Annotated in this window: 16 protein-coding genes; 9 read left to right on the top strand and 7 right to left on the bottom strand. The window is 62.0% G+C overall.

Annotated features, from left to right (window positions below):
* Positions 1-111: 111 nt before the first annotated feature.
* From AB8B33_RS12670 to AB8B33_RS12685, 4 genes are all read right to left on the bottom strand, one after another.
* On the bottom strand, positions 112-306 hold the full coding sequence (locus AB8B33_RS12670; RefSeq protein ID WP_113015249.1) for a type II toxin-antitoxin system HicA family toxin: 195 nt from the start codon (positions 304-306) through the stop codon (positions 112-114).
* A 4-nt stretch (positions 307-310) separates the two neighbouring features.
* Positions 311-553: a DUF1902 domain-containing protein gene (locus tag AB8B33_RS12675; RefSeq protein ID WP_113325354.1), complete on the bottom strand. Its 243-nt coding sequence runs from the start codon at positions 551-553 to the stop codon at positions 311-313.
* A 179-nt stretch (positions 554-732) separates the two neighbouring features.
* Positions 733-3,594, bottom strand: a complete 2,862-nt coding sequence (locus AB8B33_RS12680; RefSeq protein WP_439015644.1) for a PAS domain-containing protein — start codon at positions 3,592-3,594, stop codon at positions 733-735.
* A 199-nt stretch (positions 3,595-3,793) separates the two neighbouring features.
* A complete protein-coding gene (locus AB8B33_RS12685; protein ID WP_439015645.1) occupies positions 3,794-4,426 on the bottom strand; it encodes a CatB-related O-acetyltransferase in 633 nt (210 codons plus the stop codon).
* A 192-nt stretch (positions 4,427-4,618) separates the two neighbouring features.
* Between AB8B33_RS12685 and AB8B33_RS12690 the strand changes: the two genes are divergently transcribed.
* From AB8B33_RS12690 to AB8B33_RS12700, 3 genes are all read left to right on the top strand, one after another.
* Positions 4,619-4,957, top strand: a complete 339-nt coding sequence (locus AB8B33_RS12690; protein ID WP_113325353.1) for a YciI family protein — start codon at positions 4,619-4,621, stop codon at positions 4,955-4,957.
* A 186-nt stretch (positions 4,958-5,143) separates the two neighbouring features.
* On the top strand, positions 5,144-5,677 hold the full coding sequence (locus tag AB8B33_RS12695; protein WP_439015646.1) for a DUF1269 domain-containing protein: 534 nt from the start codon (positions 5,144-5,146) through the stop codon (positions 5,675-5,677).
* A gap of 306 nt (positions 5,678-5,983) precedes the next feature.
* Positions 5,984-6,706 carry a hypothetical protein gene (locus AB8B33_RS12700; protein ID WP_439015647.1) on the top strand — a complete coding sequence of 241 codons (723 nt, stop codon included), beginning with the start codon at positions 5,984-5,986 and terminating at the stop codon, positions 6,704-6,706.
* A gap of 232 nt (positions 6,707-6,938) precedes the next feature.
* Here AB8B33_RS12700 and AB8B33_RS12705 read toward each other — a convergent pair whose 3' ends face one another.
* The 3 genes from AB8B33_RS12705 to AB8B33_RS12715 form a co-directional block, all read right to left on the bottom strand.
* Entirely contained in the window at positions 6,939-8,720 is a 1,782-nt protein-coding gene (locus tag AB8B33_RS12705; RefSeq protein ID WP_439015648.1) for a PAS domain S-box protein, read from the bottom strand.
* Positions 8,721-8,898: 178 nt separating this feature from the next.
* A complete protein-coding gene (locus tag AB8B33_RS12710) occupies positions 8,899-9,732 on the bottom strand; it encodes a DUF3883 domain-containing protein (protein WP_439015649.1) in 834 nt (277 codons plus the stop codon).
* An 8-nt stretch (positions 9,733-9,740) separates the two neighbouring features.
* Positions 9,741-10,361: a helix-turn-helix domain-containing protein gene (locus AB8B33_RS12715; RefSeq protein ID WP_439015650.1), complete on the bottom strand. Its 621-nt coding sequence runs from the start codon at positions 10,359-10,361 to the stop codon at positions 9,741-9,743.
* A 284-nt stretch (positions 10,362-10,645) separates the two neighbouring features.
* On the opposite strand from AB8B33_RS12715, the gene AB8B33_RS12720 reads away from it, so the two are divergent.
* The 6 genes from AB8B33_RS12720 to AB8B33_RS12745 all read left to right on the top strand — a co-directional run bounded on the left by AB8B33_RS12720 (position 10,646) and on the right by AB8B33_RS12745 (position 16,074).
* Positions 10,646-10,873 carry a hypothetical protein gene (locus AB8B33_RS12720; protein WP_439015651.1) on the top strand — a complete coding sequence of 76 codons (228 nt, stop codon included), beginning with the start codon at positions 10,646-10,648 and terminating at the stop codon, positions 10,871-10,873.
* Positions 10,866-11,078 carry a hypothetical protein gene (locus tag AB8B33_RS12725; protein WP_007826425.1) on the top strand — a complete coding sequence of 71 codons (213 nt, stop codon included), beginning with the start codon at positions 10,866-10,868 and terminating at the stop codon, positions 11,076-11,078. Before AB8B33_RS12720 ends, AB8B33_RS12725 begins: the two co-directional genes overlap by 8 nt.
* A gap of 85 nt (positions 11,079-11,163) precedes the next feature.
* Positions 11,164-11,592, top strand: a complete 429-nt coding sequence (locus AB8B33_RS12730; RefSeq protein WP_439015652.1) for a hypothetical protein — start codon at positions 11,164-11,166, stop codon at positions 11,590-11,592.
* A gap of 91 nt (positions 11,593-11,683) precedes the next feature.
* Positions 11,684-14,200, top strand: coding sequence for a CHC2 zinc finger domain-containing protein (locus AB8B33_RS12735; protein ID WP_439015653.1), 2,517 nt, complete (start codon positions 11,684-11,686; stop codon positions 14,198-14,200).
* A 376-nt stretch (positions 14,201-14,576) separates the two neighbouring features.
* Positions 14,577-14,801, top strand: a complete 225-nt coding sequence (locus AB8B33_RS12740; protein WP_439015654.1) for a hypothetical protein — start codon at positions 14,577-14,579, stop codon at positions 14,799-14,801.
* 391 nt (positions 14,802-15,192) lie between these two features.
* Complete coding sequence (locus AB8B33_RS12745) at positions 15,193-16,074, top strand: glycoside hydrolase family 108 protein (RefSeq protein WP_439015655.1); 882 nt, start codon at positions 15,193-15,195, stop codon at positions 16,072-16,074.
* The last annotated feature ends 186 nt before the right edge of the window (positions 16,075-16,260 follow it).

Here is a 16,260-nt window from a genome sequence, read left to right on the forward strand (position 1 = left end):
ATCAGAGGAATAGATCCGCGCGCACCGCCCCGCTATCCAACGAAGGTTTGCTCAACGAAGGTTCGCCCGGGGCAAGCGGCACGCCTCAGACCGCTGCCACTTCGTCTGGCTTTAAAACGCTTTCGGAAGACCCGCTTGCTTCAGCGTCTCATTGGCAGTGTGGCGGGACTTGACACCATGATCGACCGTGAAATGGCGATTTGAAATCGGACTGAACCAGATTTCATGGTCGCCTTTTCCCGGCCGAACATATGTGCAGCCGGCTTTCGACAGTAACTCTTTGAGTTCCTTGAGATAGCCAGCCATGCGGTCAGTAGCTGGGATTGGGGATGCGAACGAGCTGCTCGGCCATGATATGAACAGGGATTTCCGGCAGATCGGACGTAAACCCGTTCAGCTCGAAAAGATCCGTTATGGCAGCGATCACCTTGGGCTCAAGAGCTTCCAGACTATTGGCCTCAACGGCCAGCCCGTCGATGTCGTTACTGCTGGCGATCCAGACGGCCGCCTCTTCATCCCACTCCGCGCGCACAACGATCGATACGTGCTTCATACGATGAGTTCTCCAAATCGGACATGATTGTCCAACACCTTCGCGCGCCGTCAATGTGGCCCGCTAGGTGTCATAGTGTACATATGTAGCGGAAAGAAAGTGAATTTTTAGTGGAGCGACTCTTGCGGTCAGGTTTTGTAGCCCCTCTTCTTCGCTCAAAACACGTGAATGCACCCCCCTCACGCCACCACCTCATCCGGCAGCGTGAAGATGAACCTCGTCCCGCGCGGCTCGTTCTTTTCCGCCCACAGCTGACCGCCATGCGCCTCGACGATCGAGCGGCAGATGGCGAGCCCCATGCCCATGCCCTGCTCTTTCGTCGAAAAGAACGGCTCGAATATCTTGTCGGGAAATTCGATACCCGCGCCCCGGTCGCTGACTTCGATGCGCATCATGCCGTCCGCCCTGTGCACGCTCACTTCAAGCACCCTGTCGTCGGCAACATCGGCCATCGCATCCATGCCGTTGCGCATGAGGTTGATGACAACCTGCTGGATCTGCACCCGGTCGAACGCAATGCCGAGCACAACATCCTCGCCGTCGATATCGACGCGGACGCCGCGCCTGATGGCCTCTTCGGCCAACAGATCGCCCGCCTCGGTGATGACACGGCCGAGTGTGACGCAATCCCTCTTGTCCTCGGCGCGTTTGAACAGGGCGCGCACGCGCGTGACGACATCGCTTGCCGAATGCGCGCTGACGATGATGCGCTCCAGCGTTTTCTGCGCCCGCTCGATATTCGGCGGTTCCGCCATCAGCCAGCGCCGGCAGGCGTCTGAAGAACTCATCACCGCCGAGAGCGGCTGATTGACCTCATGCGCGATCGAGGCCGAGAGCTCCGCGAGGCTGGCCGCTTGGCTCGCCCGCGCCAGGCTCTCCTGCGCCGAGAGCAGCTTCTCCTGCGCCCGCACCTCGCCGTCGATATCGAGGCAGACGACGTTCCACTGCACGATCGCGCCTTCGGCATCGCGCATCGGTGCTGCGCGCGTTTCCACCCAGCGATATTCGCCATCGAAACGTCTGAGGCGATGCCTGCGGGCATAGGGTTCGCCCGTTGCCAGCGAATGGGCGTATTTCTCCTTCACCCCGGCCAGATCATCGGGATGGATGCCGGCATCCAGCGTGCCGGCAAGCCGGGATTTGCCAGTCCCGTCCAGCTGTTCGAGATCGTAGCCGAGAAATTCGCGCAGCCGCTGGCTGCGGAAGACCGGCTCTCCATCAGGGTCGGCGCAGTCGATCATTGCCGGCAGGGTTTCCACCAGCTGCCGCAGGAAGCGCTCGCTCTCGCGCAAGGCTTCCTGGGTGGTGACGAGGTCGTGGATGTCGGAGCTGACGCCGTACCATCGCAGGATGACCCCGGCCTCGTCCCTCAGCGGTTCCGCCCGCGTCTCGGTCCAGCGATAGCCGCCATCGGCGCGGGCCTGACGGTATCGCACGAAATAGGATTCCCCGGTGGTGAAGGAATGCAGTATCGCCCGGCGCGCCGCCTCCCGGTCATCTGCATGGATGACGCTGAGCGAGGGCAGTCCGTCAGGCCCGATCATCTCCTCCAGGGTGGCACCCGTCACCTCGGTGAAAGGCTTGTTGACATAGATCGGCCGTCCCTCCGCCGTCGCGCTCCAGATCAGAGCCGGCACGGTATCGATGAGCTGTTGCAGCTGCCGCTCGCGTTCGCGAAGTGCTGCCTCCGTGCGCTTGTAGGCGTCGATATCGACAGTCACGCCATACCATCCGGTGATGCGCCCCTGCCCGTCGCGCGTCGGCCGCGCCGCCGCCCGGTGCCAGACATAGGCGCCATTGGCGCGCAGAACCCGGTATTCGAAATTCCAGTGCTCGCCGGTCCGCAGCGCATGGCGCAGCGTCTCGCCGGCCTCTTTGCTGTCATCGGGATGCACGCCGCGCTGCCAGCCCTGCCGTCCGCCCTCGATGAAGAGCTTGCCGTCGAGAAGCAGGTTCAGGTCTTCGAGCACCATGGCGATCGAGGTCTGTGCGGTCGGCGTTGCATAGGTGAATTGTCCCGATGCATCCATTGCCCAGGCGCCGCCATAGAGGTTCTCGATGGCAAGTGCGGCGCGCACCGCTTCCCCGGTCTCGCCCAGAGAACTCGCCGTCGTCCACCGCTCATCCTGCCGCGCGACGGCCGGATCGACATCGACACTGGTGCCATATTTCGGCTCCACTCGAAACTCCACCCACCGGTAGCTTCCGTCGGGCTGAAGCTTCCGGTAGCTGCTGACCTGGGGAATGCCATGGAAGAAAGCCCGCGCACGCGCCTGCTCCACCGTCGCCCTGTCATGCGGATGAACCTCCGCCATATCGGCCGGAGAACCACCAGCCGCCATCCCGCCGGCAAGGGGCGCGCTCTCGGCATCGATGACGGTGCCGTACCATCCGGTGATGACGCCATTGCCGTCGCGCAGCGGCTGCCCCGTGCTGCGCGTCCAGCCGTAGCCGCCAGTCGGGCGCAGCATGCGGCTATCCACGCTGTAATGCTCGCCCGTCTGCAGGCAGCGCCGCCAGAGGGCCGCGGCAACCTCATAATCGTCAGGGTGGATCGCCCGCTTCCAGCCGAATTCCTTGTCGTCGTCAGGTGCATTGAAGTCTTCAAGGCCGAGACCGAGAGAGGCAAGCACACTGGGGGTCACGTAGAGGAAAGCGCCCGAGGCATCAGTGGCCCAGGCAACGCCGGTGAGCCGCTCGACCGATTTGGCCGCCCGCACGGCATCGGCATCGGCCCTTTCAGGCGCGTTGACCGAAACGAGCGGGCCGAGAGACAGCGAAAGCGCAAAGAAAGCCGCCCATGACAAAGCAGGTTCGCGCATTCCGGCATCGAGCAGCGCCGCCAGCAGCGCGCCAAGCATGGCCACCGCCAGGACGGCATAGGTGAGCCTCGCAGCAACGCCGCGCGCACAAAGAAAAGCAGCGGCAACGGGACCGAGCAGGCCGAAAGGCGTCATGCTCAGCCAGGACACGGCTATGCCGACGAGGCAGGCGACGACGGCAAGTGCCAGGTGCCGGCGGTATAGATCCGGCATCAGCATGCGCGCATCCCGCCATCGGGCGCGGGTTGAAAACGATTGGCGACGTGGCCGCTATCGGCCATTGGCGTCCGGCCGCATGAAAGCATGGTTCGACCTGATCCCATCATGTCAGAAGATTGCAACATTCCGTCTGTGTCGAGGATAATCTCGCCGAGGACAATTGGAAGGGCGCCGGCGGTCGCAGGCATCGCCTGGCCGTTCAGGCCCGCTTCAGCGCCGCGAGATCGCCGCTCTCCAGCGCCGGCAGATTAGCTTCGATCTTGTCGATCGGCCAGTCCCACCAGGCAAGGTCGAGGATCTCGCTGATGACCTCGACAGGATAGCGCATGCGGATGATATGTGCCGGATTGCCGCCGACCACAGCATAGGGCGGCACATCGCGGGTGACGACCGAGGCGGCGGCGACAATCGCGCCCGCGCCGATCGTGACACCCGGCATGATGACAGCGTCGTGGCCGATCCAGACATCGTGCTCGACAACCGTATCCTTCACCGGCAGATCCTTGTAGCCGAAGGTCTCCGGCTTGAAGATGCGGAACGGATAGGTGGTGATGCCGCCCATCGGGTGATTGGCCGAACTGGTGATGAAATAGCTGCCGCGGGCAATCTGCACGAACTTGCCGATCACCAGCCGCTCCCGGCAACCCCGCCCCAGATAGGGTGCGAGGATCTCGGCCGTCTCCTCCAGCTTTCCGTAATGCGTGAAATAGCTGTAATCGCCGATCTCCATACGCGGATGATCGATGACATTCTTCAAATACATCGTCGTCTTCGAAACCCTGCCATCGGGATGGGTGATGGGAAAGGCTGAATTCGCATCGAGAAGCGGCATGAGAAGACCTTTGCGCAGGGTTTTGCGGCAGCGAGCGCCGCCGCCGGGCGGAATCCGGAAGCAGGTTTCCCTATAGCCGATCCGCCCGCAGGATCCAAAATCTCTCGAACGACCTGTCGAATTCCGTTCCGCCCATTCGTCTGTAGAATGAAGCCAGGCCAGCCGGCCAGCCTGACATCACAGGAGAAGCAGATGCCCCAATATCTCGTCGCCATCCACCTCCCCGACGATTACGCCCCCTGCAAGGAAGACGATGCGACGATGCGCGATATCGACGTGTTGAACGAAGAGATGGTGGCCGCCGGCGTCAGGCTCTTTGTCGGCGGCCTCAACCCGGTCAGCAAGGCAATGTCGGTGCGCGCGCAGCCAGACGGCAAGCTGCTCGTCACCGACGGACCATACCTCGAAACCAAGGAACATATCGGCGGCTTCTGGGTGCTGGAAGCAGCCGATATGGACGAGGCGCTCGCCTGGGGCCGCAAGGCCGCCATCGCCTGCCGCGCGCCGGTCGAGGTGCGCGGCTTCAACTGACGGCACCGGCCCCACCCTTCATCGCCCTCTCACATGCGAGTGGTAGAGCAATTCCAGCAAAAGTGTGCAGCGGTTTTGCGTCCGGAATTGCCTAAGCAAAAAGCCATAGCAAATGGCGGCCGCCTTATGGACAGAGCGCCGCCAGCGCCTATCTGCCGCATCTGTGGTCCAACAGGAGGGAAAGCCATGTCAGAACTCGTGGTGCTTGGTTTCGATACCGCCGACAAGGCGGATGCCGTGCTCAATCGGCTCGTCCAGCTTGAGAAGGAATATCTCGTCGATCTCGAAGATGCCGTCATCGCCGTGCGCGACCCCGCCGGCAAGGTGCGCCTCAAGCAGAGCGTCAATCTCACGGCCGCCGGTGCTGCAAGCGGCGGCCTCTCCGGCGCGCTCTGGGGCTCGCTCGTCGGCCTGCTCTTCCTCAATCCCCTCGCCGGCATGGTCCTCGGAGGCGCCTTCGGCGCAGGCTCCGGCGCGCTTGCGGGATCGATGACCGATTACGGCATCGACGACGACCTCATCAAGAAACTCGCCGACACCATCCCCATCAACAGCTCCGCCCTCTTCCTGCTGCTCCGCAAGGTGCAGCCGGAAAAGGTGCTGGCCGAATTCAAGGGCGAACACGCTACCATCCTGCGCTCCTCGCTCTCGCCGGAGCAGGAAGAGCAGCTGCGCAAGGCGCTGGCGTCGGAGCCGGCGGTGGCGACGCCTGCGGCCTGAACTGTCATCACAAAACGAAAGTGCCGGGCGCAAACCTCACGCCCGGCAGCACAATCGCCAATCGCAGCTATGCTGACCGCGTTACAACAAGCTCCGTTACGCAGGTGACCGCGAGGGGCACGCAGCCACCGTCGGAATCAATCCCAGCAGCCACCGGAAAACCGACCGCCACAACAGCAGCGCCGGCAATGATGGCGCGTAGGGCACGACCAGTCAGGTTGAGTTTCACAACCAAAGCACTCAAAATCTAAAACTAGCAGCGAAAATCAACCGCGGTTAGGGTGTGCTGTCGGGAGCAAAATAGAGATGCCACGCAAGGTTCCGGAGTATCTGGTAGACGAAGCTGCTATTGTTGCCACGCATGATGGCATGATTATCCAAGATCACGACTTGAGCACTCATGTCGCCCTAATCAACGCATCGCTTGAGTGCCTTTCCGGTCTCCCGGAATTCCACAAGGAGAAGAGTGACGAGGATCTAACGATCCTGCGTCTTGCGATAAGAAGCTTCAACAGCGGAGCGGCGGCACTTCGACTCGTGAGGTGCGGTTACTTTCAACCCGCGTTAACGATGGTGCGCGATCTTATCGAAATCTACTTTCTCCTTGACCTCTTTTCTCGGGAGGCCAGCTCACTATCCGAATGGCTCTCCATGTCGGAAAAAGAGCGAAGTAAGAATTTCAAACCGGTCCGCGTCAGAGAACGTCTCGACGTACTTGACGGTTTCAAGGGTCAGCGTCGCGCCGAGACATACAAGCTCTTCTCAGAGAACGCGGCACACGTAAACCCGTATGGATATCATATAATATCGCCCAACAACCTTACGCGGATCGGCCCATTTTCTGATGAGGGACGACTCCGCGCAGTATTAGAAGAATTGGCAATGCACCTTGCCTACGGTGCGGTTATTGTCTGCAACGCAGTCAACACAGAAGCTCCCGAAATACTCGCTGTCAAAGAGCGATTTCTGCATCATTTCGGAGTATGGCAGCACGAATATTTATCCCAAAAATCTCAGGCTCCGAAATGAGCATCCGCCAAGGCTGGTAGATGCAACTTTGAAACCGGCGGCATCTGATCGCCTGCGGGCGTCGCTTAGTCGGTCGGGATGCCACGTCATCGGGAATTACGAAGCCATTCAATTATCTTTCCGACAAAGTCTCAGACATCTCCCTCTGCCGGACGTGCGTAATCAGCGATAGGCGCAAGATTTACATCTCTCGATTCTAGAGCGCTCGATCCTAGCTGGATCAGTAGCCCCCTCACCGCCTCACCTTAATCACCTCCCCCAACGGCGCCTCCAACATAAACTCAAACCCCGCCGCCTCATAACTCAACTCCGCCTTCCCCTGAAACGAAGCCGGCAGCAACCGCCCGATCATCCGCGTCCCAAATCCCTCGCGTTTGGGCGCACTGATCTCCGGCCCGCCGCTTTCCCGCCATTCCAGCGTGAACTGCCCTTCACCAGCGGCATCCTTCTTCACGCCCCACGTCAACTCCACCAACCCCGTCTCAAGGCTCAGCGCGCCGTATTTCAAACTGTTCGTCGCAAGCTCGTGCAGCGTCAGCGTCAGCATCAGGGCCTGTTGGGGCGCAAGGTCGAGATCGGGGCCGGAGATGCGGATGCGCTCGCTGAAATCGCCGACAGAGATCAGCCCGGCCTGGGCGAGGCTGTGCAGACTCGCATCCGCCCAGGCGGTCTCCGTCAGGATATCGGTCGCGCGCCCGAGCGAGACGAGGCGCGAGCTGTAGGTCTCGGCAGCTTCCGCGAGATTGTCGGCCTGGCGAAAGGTCTGGTTGGCGATCGATTGCACGAGGCTCAGAACATTCTTCAGCCTGTGGCCGAGCTCGTGGTTCAGCATCTGCTGGCGCTGGCGGGCGTGCACCCGCTCGGTCACGTCGGCGGCCATGCCGAACCATTCGGCAATCTCGCCCCTGGCATCGAAGACCGGAATGGCACGCGAGAAGGTCCAGCCCACTTCGCCATCGGCCCGGCGCACGCGGTGTTCCAGCTCGAAGGGCCGCCGCTCGCGGATGGCGTGGGCAATCGCCATGCGGATCTGCGGCAGATCCTCGGGAAAAAGATGATCGTCCATCCAGCGCACCGTCGGCCCCTCGACATCGGAGAGGGAGCCGCGGCCATCGAGCTGGCGCATCTCCTGCCAGTCCGGGCTCATGCGGAAGACGACATCGGAGCTGGCATTGACGAGCGCGCGTGAACGCTCCTCGCTGCGCCGAAGCGCCTCCTCCGCCCGCTTGCGCTTGGTGATATCCTGCATCACGGCAAGTACCCGCGGTGGTTTCTCGCTGATGCGCGAGACGAACATTTCCAGCACCATCTCCTGCGGCTCGGATTCCCGCACGAAGCGGACGGGCTCGCCCGTCGTCAGCACCCGGTCGTAATCGTCGTACCAGTCCTCCACCTCGTCGGGGAAGAATTCGCGGATCGTGCGGCCGCTGAGATCGGCGATGCCGAACATCGCCTGCATCGCCTTGTTCATGGCTATATAACGATAGTCGCGCAGCCCATCGGCGCCGACAGGCAGCCGCTCGATGATGCAGGCGCCCTCGTCGATGGAATCGAACAGCGCTCGATATTGCACCTCGCTTTCGCGCAGAGCCGCTTCCGCCTGCTTCTTGTCCCTGATATCGCGGAAGATGATGGCAACCTGCCGCTCTTCGACCACGCCGATGCGGAAAGCATGGACCTCGTACCAGCGCCCGCCGAGCGCATCGGCCTGATGTGCAAAACGAACGGGCTCGCCCGTCAGCGCCACCTGGCCGTAAATGTCGAACCAGAATTCCTCGTGATCGGGCGCAAGCTCCCGCATCGTCCGCCCGTCGGCCCGGGTCAGCCCCGTCTGCCGCTCGAAGGCCGGGTTGGTGATCAGGAAACGATAGTCCCGCACGCCGCCCTCGTCATCGAACAGCACCTTTATGGTGCAGAAACCGTCATCGATGGAATCGAAGAGAGCCCGGTAGGGATGTTCACTATCGCTCTCCGCCATTCCCGCCCGAACGGAGCCATTTGACTCAATGTCCATCCAACCCGCCTTCAACGCCGCTCCTATCCCCATCAGCCGCCCGCGCATGACTGAACGCAGATGCATCGACAGCCGCGATCGCCCGCACATGATGACCGGCCATTCCTGCACCATGAATTAGCGCTGGGCGGGCTATTTCCAAGGGAGGTCATTGAGCGCGGAATGCGTCAGCGGCAGTTCAGAGGAAGCTTGCCTGAAACGACATCGCCGTCAGCGAGACATGCGCCTCCAGCGGTGGGCGCAGCTCGAAGGCCTTGGCATCACGCGAGAAATTCCAGAGGCGGAAAAGGCACCATTCGCTGCGCCATTCCTCCGCAGCTGAAAGCTCGTTGCGGCTGATGTGGAAGGGCGTGCGCTCCCACCCATTCGTCGTCTTCACCTCGATACGGCGCGACCGTCCATCCGGCTCGAAGCTGGCAATGTCGAAGCCGGCACCATCGCCATCTTCTTCTGATATCCAGCGGATCTTGCGGGCGAGATCGTCACGGCCGGCGCTGGTCAGCATCGCACGCTCATGCGCCAGCACCCGCTCCTCGCCGGCTCGGCCGAGACTGCGATTGCGCTCATCGCGGCCGGCGACATCGAACTTGCGGGCGATGAATTGCATTTGCTCCAGCTCTTGCGGCGGAGCCTCGTTGGAAAGCGTCGGCGGCGGCCCGACCCAGAGTGCAGTTTGCTCACGCAGCCCGGATAGCGCCTGTCCGCCGAGAGCCAGCCTCAACCAGCCGTCATTCTGCGAAAACCAGCGCACCACGGCATCCACGAGCGACATCTGAAAATTGAAGGCCGGCTTGTAACCATTGATCCAGTTCTCGCCGAGCCCCTTCAGCACGGCGCTGATATTCTGGTGCTTGAATTCGATTGATGTTCGCGTCCGGCCGATCCGCGCCTGGAGCTGCCTGTTGTGCTCGGCCTTATTATAAGGCCGAGCAGCAAGGTCGTCGGCAAGCATTGCGAAATAATCCGCAACGATCAGCGCATTCTCTTCGTCACTCCAGGGGCCGTCCGCCATCATGCCCCCTACGGTATCAACGCCAACACCGGCGTCGCCGTCGTGAGCACCGCCTCCCCGATCCCGCCATCAGGCGAAACCACCCTCGCCTCGCCGGTCTTGCGGGCGCGGTCGAGCTTGGCGAGGATCTGCTTGCCGCCGGCCAGGCCGCAGATCGAAAGCGCGCCGATTGCGCCGGGCTCGATGCCATCGGTCGGCGCAAAGAGCAGCACGGCATCGTCCCAGATCGACAGCGCGCCGGTGGAGGCCCGCACCTGCGCAGCGATGATCCGCCGGTTGCGGCCGGCGCCGATCGAGAGCTGTGCCTTGTCGAGCACGGCCTGCGGCAGAGGCTGCGGCTCGGGAAGCGAACGGACCTCGCCATCCTCGCCGATCACGGCCGAGAGCAGGATCTTCGGCCCCAGCCCCTCGCCTTCACGCGTGATTCCTGCATGGTGCATGACCGCGGTCACGGATACGCCGAGGAAGGACGCGATCTCGGCGGCCTCCTCCATCGTCATCTTGCGTTTGCCCGAGAAGGTGCGGGAGACGGCGGAGGCATCCTTGCCGAGATGACGGGCGAGCGCGCGCAGCGATTGCCCCCTGTCATCAAGCTGGTTGTGAAACCAGTTGCCGTCGATCTCAGCCATCGAGTTCCCCCATCAGCGTCCCCTTGCACATATGCAGCGTTGCTTATTTGTTGCAAAAAACGCAACGAGGTGCAAGCAACCGCACCGGGCTTTTTTCCGTCAACCTTTGACATGGTTGATCTGTTCAAGTTGCAACAAGACTCGCCTTTCAGCCGAAAAGCGCTCGCTCAAAGGCCGATACGCAAAATATAGGTATTTTTTCCTATTTGAGATTGACGTTGCGATTTCGACAACATAATCTCAGCTACAACAACAAAAGCCGCATGGCAGGAGGGAAGATCAGCATGGCAAAGGCCCCGACGCCCTGGCAGAAGGTTGCCGCCAAATTGGCGCTGACGCCGAGCGAGCTTGCAGCCGAGCTCAAGCGCCACCGCTCCAAGATTTCGCGGGCGCTGCGCGATGAGCGCGGCCTCATCAACGGCCGCGACCAGCTGATGCTTCTGCGGGCGGCAAGACGCCATGGTGTTTCGCTCACCCTCTCCGATCTGATGCCGGAGGAGGAGGATGCGTAAGGAGCCGCTTTCCATGCTGGCGCAATCGGAGCTGATCGATGCGCTGGTCGGGCGCTGCGTCATGCATGGCGGGGCGGCCGCCGGCGAGGCGTTGCTGCTCATCGATGACGAAGCGGTCGACGACCTCGTGCATCTCGCCAACCGGCTGCGCCGCCTTGCCCTCTTCGAAGACCGCATCCGCGCGATGGTGATGGCCCAGCCGTAAGCGCATCCGAAATCAGTTCGCAACGTCACGACATCGCGGCCCGCCCGGTGAGGCGGCTCGCACTAGAAAACCAGTGAGGATGAACATGCAGACCATCACGACACGACCGGCCGGGAAAGCCGCCACCCCGCCTGCCGCTACCCCTCAGACGGCTGGCCCGCTCACCATCACCAAGCCGCTGCTTTGCCCCTGCTGCAAGCAGCCGGTCACCATTCCCGCGCCCGAGATCGTCATCGATCACTATGGCATCACGCCGATGGAAGGGCGCATCTTCGAGGCGGTCTGGAAGGGCAAGGGCCTGCCCGTCATCACCGAGCGCATCTTCACCGCCATGTATATCGACGATCCCGATGGCGGCCCCTCGCCGGACAGGATGTACCTCGCCTTCAAGGTCGCCCTTTGCCACCTGCGCCAGAAACTCGAAGGCTCCGGCATCGGCATTGCCAATGTCGGCTATCGCCGCGGCTACCGGCTGGTGCTGGAAGGCAAATTCCCGAGCACCACCACCCGCTAAATCCCCCCAGATACGTGAAAAGACCACGGCCGCCGCCCGTATCGCGCCGGCCGTGTTGCGATAATGACAACATCATTGCAAGAGCCGCAACATGCCATCAGATCTCGAACGGCTTCGCCGCGATGTGTCGCTGTCCGAGACAGCGGCGCACTATGGCTGCAGGCTGCAGAGGAACGGGCATGAGCATGTCGCCTGCTGCCCCTTCCATGCCGAGGAGACGCCCTCCTTCACCATCTTCAGAGGGCAGGATGGCATCGAGCGCTTCCATTGTTTCGGCTGTGGCGCCGGCGGCGATGTCCTGGATTTCGTGCGGCAGATCAAGGGCGTCGATCTCGCGGAAGCCATCCGGATCCTCGATGGCGGCCATATCAGGCCGAACATAACCCCGCGTGCGCCGCAGGTGCGCGACCCTTACGAGGGCATCACGCCGCTTACGCCTCCATCCGAGCCTGTCAGATCAGGCGCCCGCATCCGCCTCTACAATCCCAAGCGCAAGGGCGACCGCTCCGAATGGGGCTCATTTTCTCCCTCCATGGTCTTTCCCTATCGGCAGGCCGATGGCACGCTGATCGGCTATGTGTTGCGCCATGATCTCTCCGACGGCGGCAAGGAAACGCCGATGGTCATGTTCGCCCGTCTGCCCGACGGCAAGGAGACCTGGTGCCGCTACCCCTTTCCCAAGCCGCGCCCGCTCTATGGGCTCGAAACTCTCGGCAGGACGCAGCAGGTCATCGTCGTAGAGGGCGAAAAATGCCGCGACCGGCTGGCGTATAAATCCGGCCGCACCGTGCTCTCCTGGGCCGGCGGCACGCAGGGCGTCAAACACACAGACTGGTCGCCGCTATCAGGCCGCGATGTGGTGATCTGGCCGGATTTCGATGCGCCCGGCCTTTCGACGGCAGACGAGATCGCCGCCATTCTCTCCACCCTCGGGGCACGCGTCCGGCTGACAGGTTTTACCGATGCTGGAGCCGCCTCTGATCTCAGGCATTTCACCTATTCCGACTGGCAGGCGGGTCACCTTCCCTGCCGCGGCTGGGATAGTGCCGATGCCGTCGATGCCGGTTGGACGCGCCTTGAGCTCGATGCCTTCATGCGCGCCACCATCCGCCGCCATGCGCCCACCCCAGTCGAGCCGCCACCATTAGCAGAAGAGCAGGACCAGCACGTACCGAAGGCGCCGCCGCCGGGCGCCGATGGCATAGACCGCATGCCGGAATGGTTTCCGAGCCAGCCTTTCGGCTCCGAAGTCTGGCTGGCGCGCATCTTCAACGAGCATCTGGCAAAGGCCTGCGGCGGGCGGATCGTCCGCGCCGACGGCAAATTCTGGGCCTATGGCCCCTCCGCCTGGCGCCCCATTCCCGAACAGAAGATCCGCCTTGCCATGCATGCCTTCGATGCTGTCGGCATCGGCCCGAAGGAAAAGCCGCTGAAGCTCGGCAGGCACATGATTGACGGCGTCGTCAACGAGTTCGGCACGCGCACCGCCGAGGCCGGCTTCTTCGGCAATCCCACCATCGGCGTCAACGCGCTGAACTGCACCATCACGCTGGATGAGACCGGCAAGGTGATCTGCCGCCCCCATGACCCGGATGACCGCTTCCGCTTCACAATCGCCGCGGGCTATAACCTGCACACCGAAAGCCATCCGCCTGAGGGCTCGCTGCTGCACAAGCTGCTCTGCGGCGCCTTTCAGGGCGATCCTGATGCTGCCGACAAGATCAGCCTCGTGGCCGAAATGCTGGGTGCTGCCGCCTTCGGCCTTGCCACCCGCATCCGCCAGCCAAAGGCCTTCATCCTGCTCGGCGAGACCGCCAGCAACGGCAAATCCACCATCGCCGCGCTCTTCCGCGCGCTGCTGCCTGAAGGCGCCGTCTCTTCCATCTCGCCCGCCTTCTTCAATGACGAGAAGCGCATCATCAATCTCGCCGGCAAGGCGGCGAACGTCGCCGACGAGCTGAGCGCGGCGGCCATTTCAGGCGAGGAATTCAAGGCTGCCGTCACCGGCAACCCGATCGAAGGCCGCAGCCTCTATAAGGATGTCCAGAGCTTCATTCCCCGCGCGCTGCACTGCTTCACCACCAACACCCTGCCGCGCTTCAATGGCGGTATCGACCGGGGGCTCCGCCGCCGCCTCGTCGTCATCCAGTTCAACCGCAGCATTCCCGAGCATGAGGTCATCCCCGATATTGCCGAGCGCATCGCAAGGGAAGAATTGGAACTGCTGCTCGGCTTTGCCGTGTCGGGCGCCCAGCGGCTGAAGCGCAACGGCGGCTACACCATGCCCGAAAGCTCGAAGGAGGCGCTGAACGCCTGGCTGCTGCTCGACCCGCTCAACGAATGGTTCGATATCCGCGTCGAGCCGGCATTGAGCGAACCCGCCGGCGGCTGGCTGCGCACCGCAAAACTCTTCGAGGATTTCCGCAAATGGGCGATCGACCAGGGCTACCGCGAAAGCTTCCTGCCGCCCGTCAACACCTTCTCCCAGCGCCTGAAATCCATGCCCGATGTGCGCTTGGTGCGGTTTGCGACCGGCACGGTGGCACATGGCGTGATATTGAAGGAAAGCATGCTGATGGGATCGACCAGTTACGCCGACGTCTTCTGAGGCGAGGAGCGGCCGGATTTTCGATCAACGGCCATAACAGTCTCGCGTAAAAATTGACTCGCCTTCCGCTGGGAGATGTGACCATGTGCATAAGTGGTCGGCTCTTCTATCCAGCCCGCGAAGCTGTGCTTTTTGAAGCCCACCCACCCCCTGCGGCAGGCTCGTTCCGAACCACGAGCGCCCGGTACCCAACCGAGAACCACATTATGTGGTGGGCTTTGCCGTCAGTGTCGCGCTTGCTGAGCCTCGGCCGCTGTTTTTTGGCTGATCGCCTGCAGTCCGCTCTTGCCGCGGCGTCAGCGTTAAGGCCGGCAAGAAGACATGGCCAATGAGAAGATATGGCCAATAAGAAAATATGGAATGGAAGAGAAATAGCATGTCACGCCAGGATCTCGACCGCATATTGTTTGACCGCATCTGGGATCTCGGCGCCCAGGCGGTGAAGGATGATCACGTGTCGGCGCTCGCCTATGTGACCGTCACCAAGCCGACCCTGGAAGAATATCAGGAGAGTCACGGCCCCCTGCAGGCCGATCTTATAAAAGTCATCCAGCTCGGCATCTTGAAGCTTCGCGAAAGAGGCGAATTGCAGGACCCATAAGCCTGTAGCTTCGAGGCTCGGCTGTTGCTGAGCGAAACGCTGCACTTTTCCGCCCCCGGTCGCAAAAGGCAACGGTGATCGCCTGTCGACCGTCATGGAAGAACTTGCCTGCCTTGCACAGGCTTTCCCGGCGCGACATTCCAGTCCTGCGAACCGTCCCATAGCCCTATTTGATTAGGCTTTTTTTTGGAACGATCTTTCAGGCTCGTGGTTCTGCTACAGGCCCTCAAAAGCCGGCCGCCGCGCCCCACTCTGTTCTCCTGTAACGGAGGCGGCGGTCACTCGTCCGTCAGGAAATCAGTGCACTCAAATGGCGATGTGAGCCATCCCGATCGCCCCGGAGAGAGTGCGTGAGTGAGCCTGATTGTCAGGCGTTCCGCCGGAGATCGTCATGCAACAGGCACAACTGTTGCCATCAGAAACTTGTCGCGATCCACTAAAAAAGGAACGCGGCATGACCAGCGCGAACTTCCCCGAATGCCTCTCGATCACCCTGCAATCCGAAGGCGGCCTCTCCATGGAACGTACTGACCCCGGCAACTGGACCGGCGGCAAGATCGGCAAGGGCACGCTGAAAGGCACCAAATACGGCATCTCGGCCGCCGCCTTCCCCGCCCTCGACATCCGCAATCTGACACTCGACGACGTCAAACCCATCTACAAGGCGAAGTACTGGGACGAAATCGGCGGCGACACTCTTCCCCCAGGCTTCGACCTCGCCACCTTCGACTACGCCGTCAACTCGGGCCCCGCCCGCGCCCTGCGCGACGCCCAGTCAGTGATCGGCGCCCCCGCCGACGGCAAACCCGGCCCCCTCACCCGCGCCAAGGCCGCAACCGCCGGCACCAAGGAAATCAAGGCCCTCTGCGCCCGACGGCTGAGCTTCATGCAAAGCCTCGCTATCTGGAAAACCTACGGCAAGGGCTGGTCCGCGCGCGTGGCGAAGATCGAGGCGAAGGCCGTGGCGATGTATCTCCGCGGGCAGCCGGGCGTGGATGCTAAGGCGGCGCTGGCGGATGAGGCAAGCAAGGCGGGGAAGGCTGCCGCGACGCTGCGGAAGGCGGGTGCGGCGATTGCGGTCTCGGCGTCGGGTGGCGCGGGCACAGGTGCAGTGCTGCCGACAGAGCCGAATTTGCTGATGCTTGGCGCGGTGATGCTGATTGGGCTGGTCGTGGCGGGCGTGCTGGTGTGGAAGGCGGTGCGGGCGAAGGAGCGTGCGGAGGCGTATGGGCAGATGGCCGAGCGAGCATTGGGCAGCAACGTCGAGTCCTGAAGCCTTCGCTCTAGTCTACGCAAATGCTTCCGCATCAGTCACTACTGCAATTGAGCGATAACACGCCTTAGCCTGCAAAGGATGGTTGATGATACTCGACAATATCTCGAATTGCTCGTTTGATCGCGGAATATCTTCAGACAAGTGACTTGGAGGAATATGTGAAATTCAGGCAGTTCTTTGAAG

Source organism: Rhizobium sp. 768_B6_N1_8, assembly GCF_051811225.1.
Lineage (GTDB): Bacteria > Pseudomonadota > Alphaproteobacteria > Rhizobiales > Rhizobiaceae > Rhizobium.

Bases quoted from the DNA above. Each gene is read 5' to 3' on its own strand.
- AB8B33_RS12710 (WP_439015649.1), bottom strand. From the start codon at position 9,732: ATGGCGGACGGCCCCTGGAGTGACGAAGAGAATGCGCTGATCGTTGCG.
- AB8B33_RS12695 (WP_439015646.1), top strand. From the start codon at position 5,144: ATGTCAGAACTCGTGGTGCTTGGTTTCGATACCGCCGACAAGGCGGAT.
- AB8B33_RS12715 (WP_439015650.1), bottom strand. From the start codon at position 10,361: ATGGCTGAGATCGACGGCAACTGGTTTCACAACCAGCTTGATGACAGG.
- AB8B33_RS12700 (WP_439015647.1), top strand. From the start codon at position 5,984: ATGCCACGCAAGGTTCCGGAGTATCTGGTAGACGAAGCTGCTATTGTT.
- AB8B33_RS12730 (WP_439015652.1), top strand. From the start codon at position 11,164: ATGCAGACCATCACGACACGACCGGCCGGGAAAGCCGCCACCCCGCCT.
- AB8B33_RS12680 (WP_439015644.1), bottom strand. From the start codon at position 3,594: ATGCTGATGCCGGATCTATACCGCCGGCACCTGGCACTTGCCGTCGTC.
- AB8B33_RS12725 (WP_007826425.1), top strand. From the start codon at position 10,866: ATGCGTAAGGAGCCGCTTTCCATGCTGGCGCAATCGGAGCTGATCGAT.
- AB8B33_RS12720 (WP_439015651.1), top strand. From the start codon at position 10,646: ATGGCAAAGGCCCCGACGCCCTGGCAGAAGGTTGCCGCCAAATTGGCG.
- AB8B33_RS12690 (WP_113325353.1), top strand. From the start codon at position 4,619: ATGCCCCAATATCTCGTCGCCATCCACCTCCCCGACGATTACGCCCCC.
- AB8B33_RS12670 (WP_113015249.1), bottom strand. From the start codon at position 306: ATGGCTGGCTATCTCAAGGAACTCAAAGAGTTACTGTCGAAAGCCGGC.
- AB8B33_RS12685 (WP_439015645.1), bottom strand. From the start codon at position 4,426: ATGCCGCTTCTCGATGCGAATTCAGCCTTTCCCATCACCCATCCCGAT.
- AB8B33_RS12705 (WP_439015648.1), bottom strand. From the start codon at position 8,720: ATGGACATTGAGTCAAATGGCTCCGTTCGGGCGGGAATGGCGGAGAGC.
- AB8B33_RS12745 (WP_439015655.1), top strand. From the start codon at position 15,193: ATGCAACAGGCACAACTGTTGCCATCAGAAACTTGTCGCGATCCACTA.
- AB8B33_RS12675 (WP_113325354.1), bottom strand. From the start codon at position 553: ATGAAGCACGTATCGATCGTTGTGCGCGCGGAGTGGGATGAAGAGGCG.
- AB8B33_RS12740 (WP_439015654.1), top strand. From the start codon at position 14,577: ATGTCACGCCAGGATCTCGACCGCATATTGTTTGACCGCATCTGGGAT.
- AB8B33_RS12735 (WP_439015653.1), top strand. From the start codon at position 11,684: ATGCCATCAGATCTCGAACGGCTTCGCCGCGATGTGTCGCTGTCCGAG.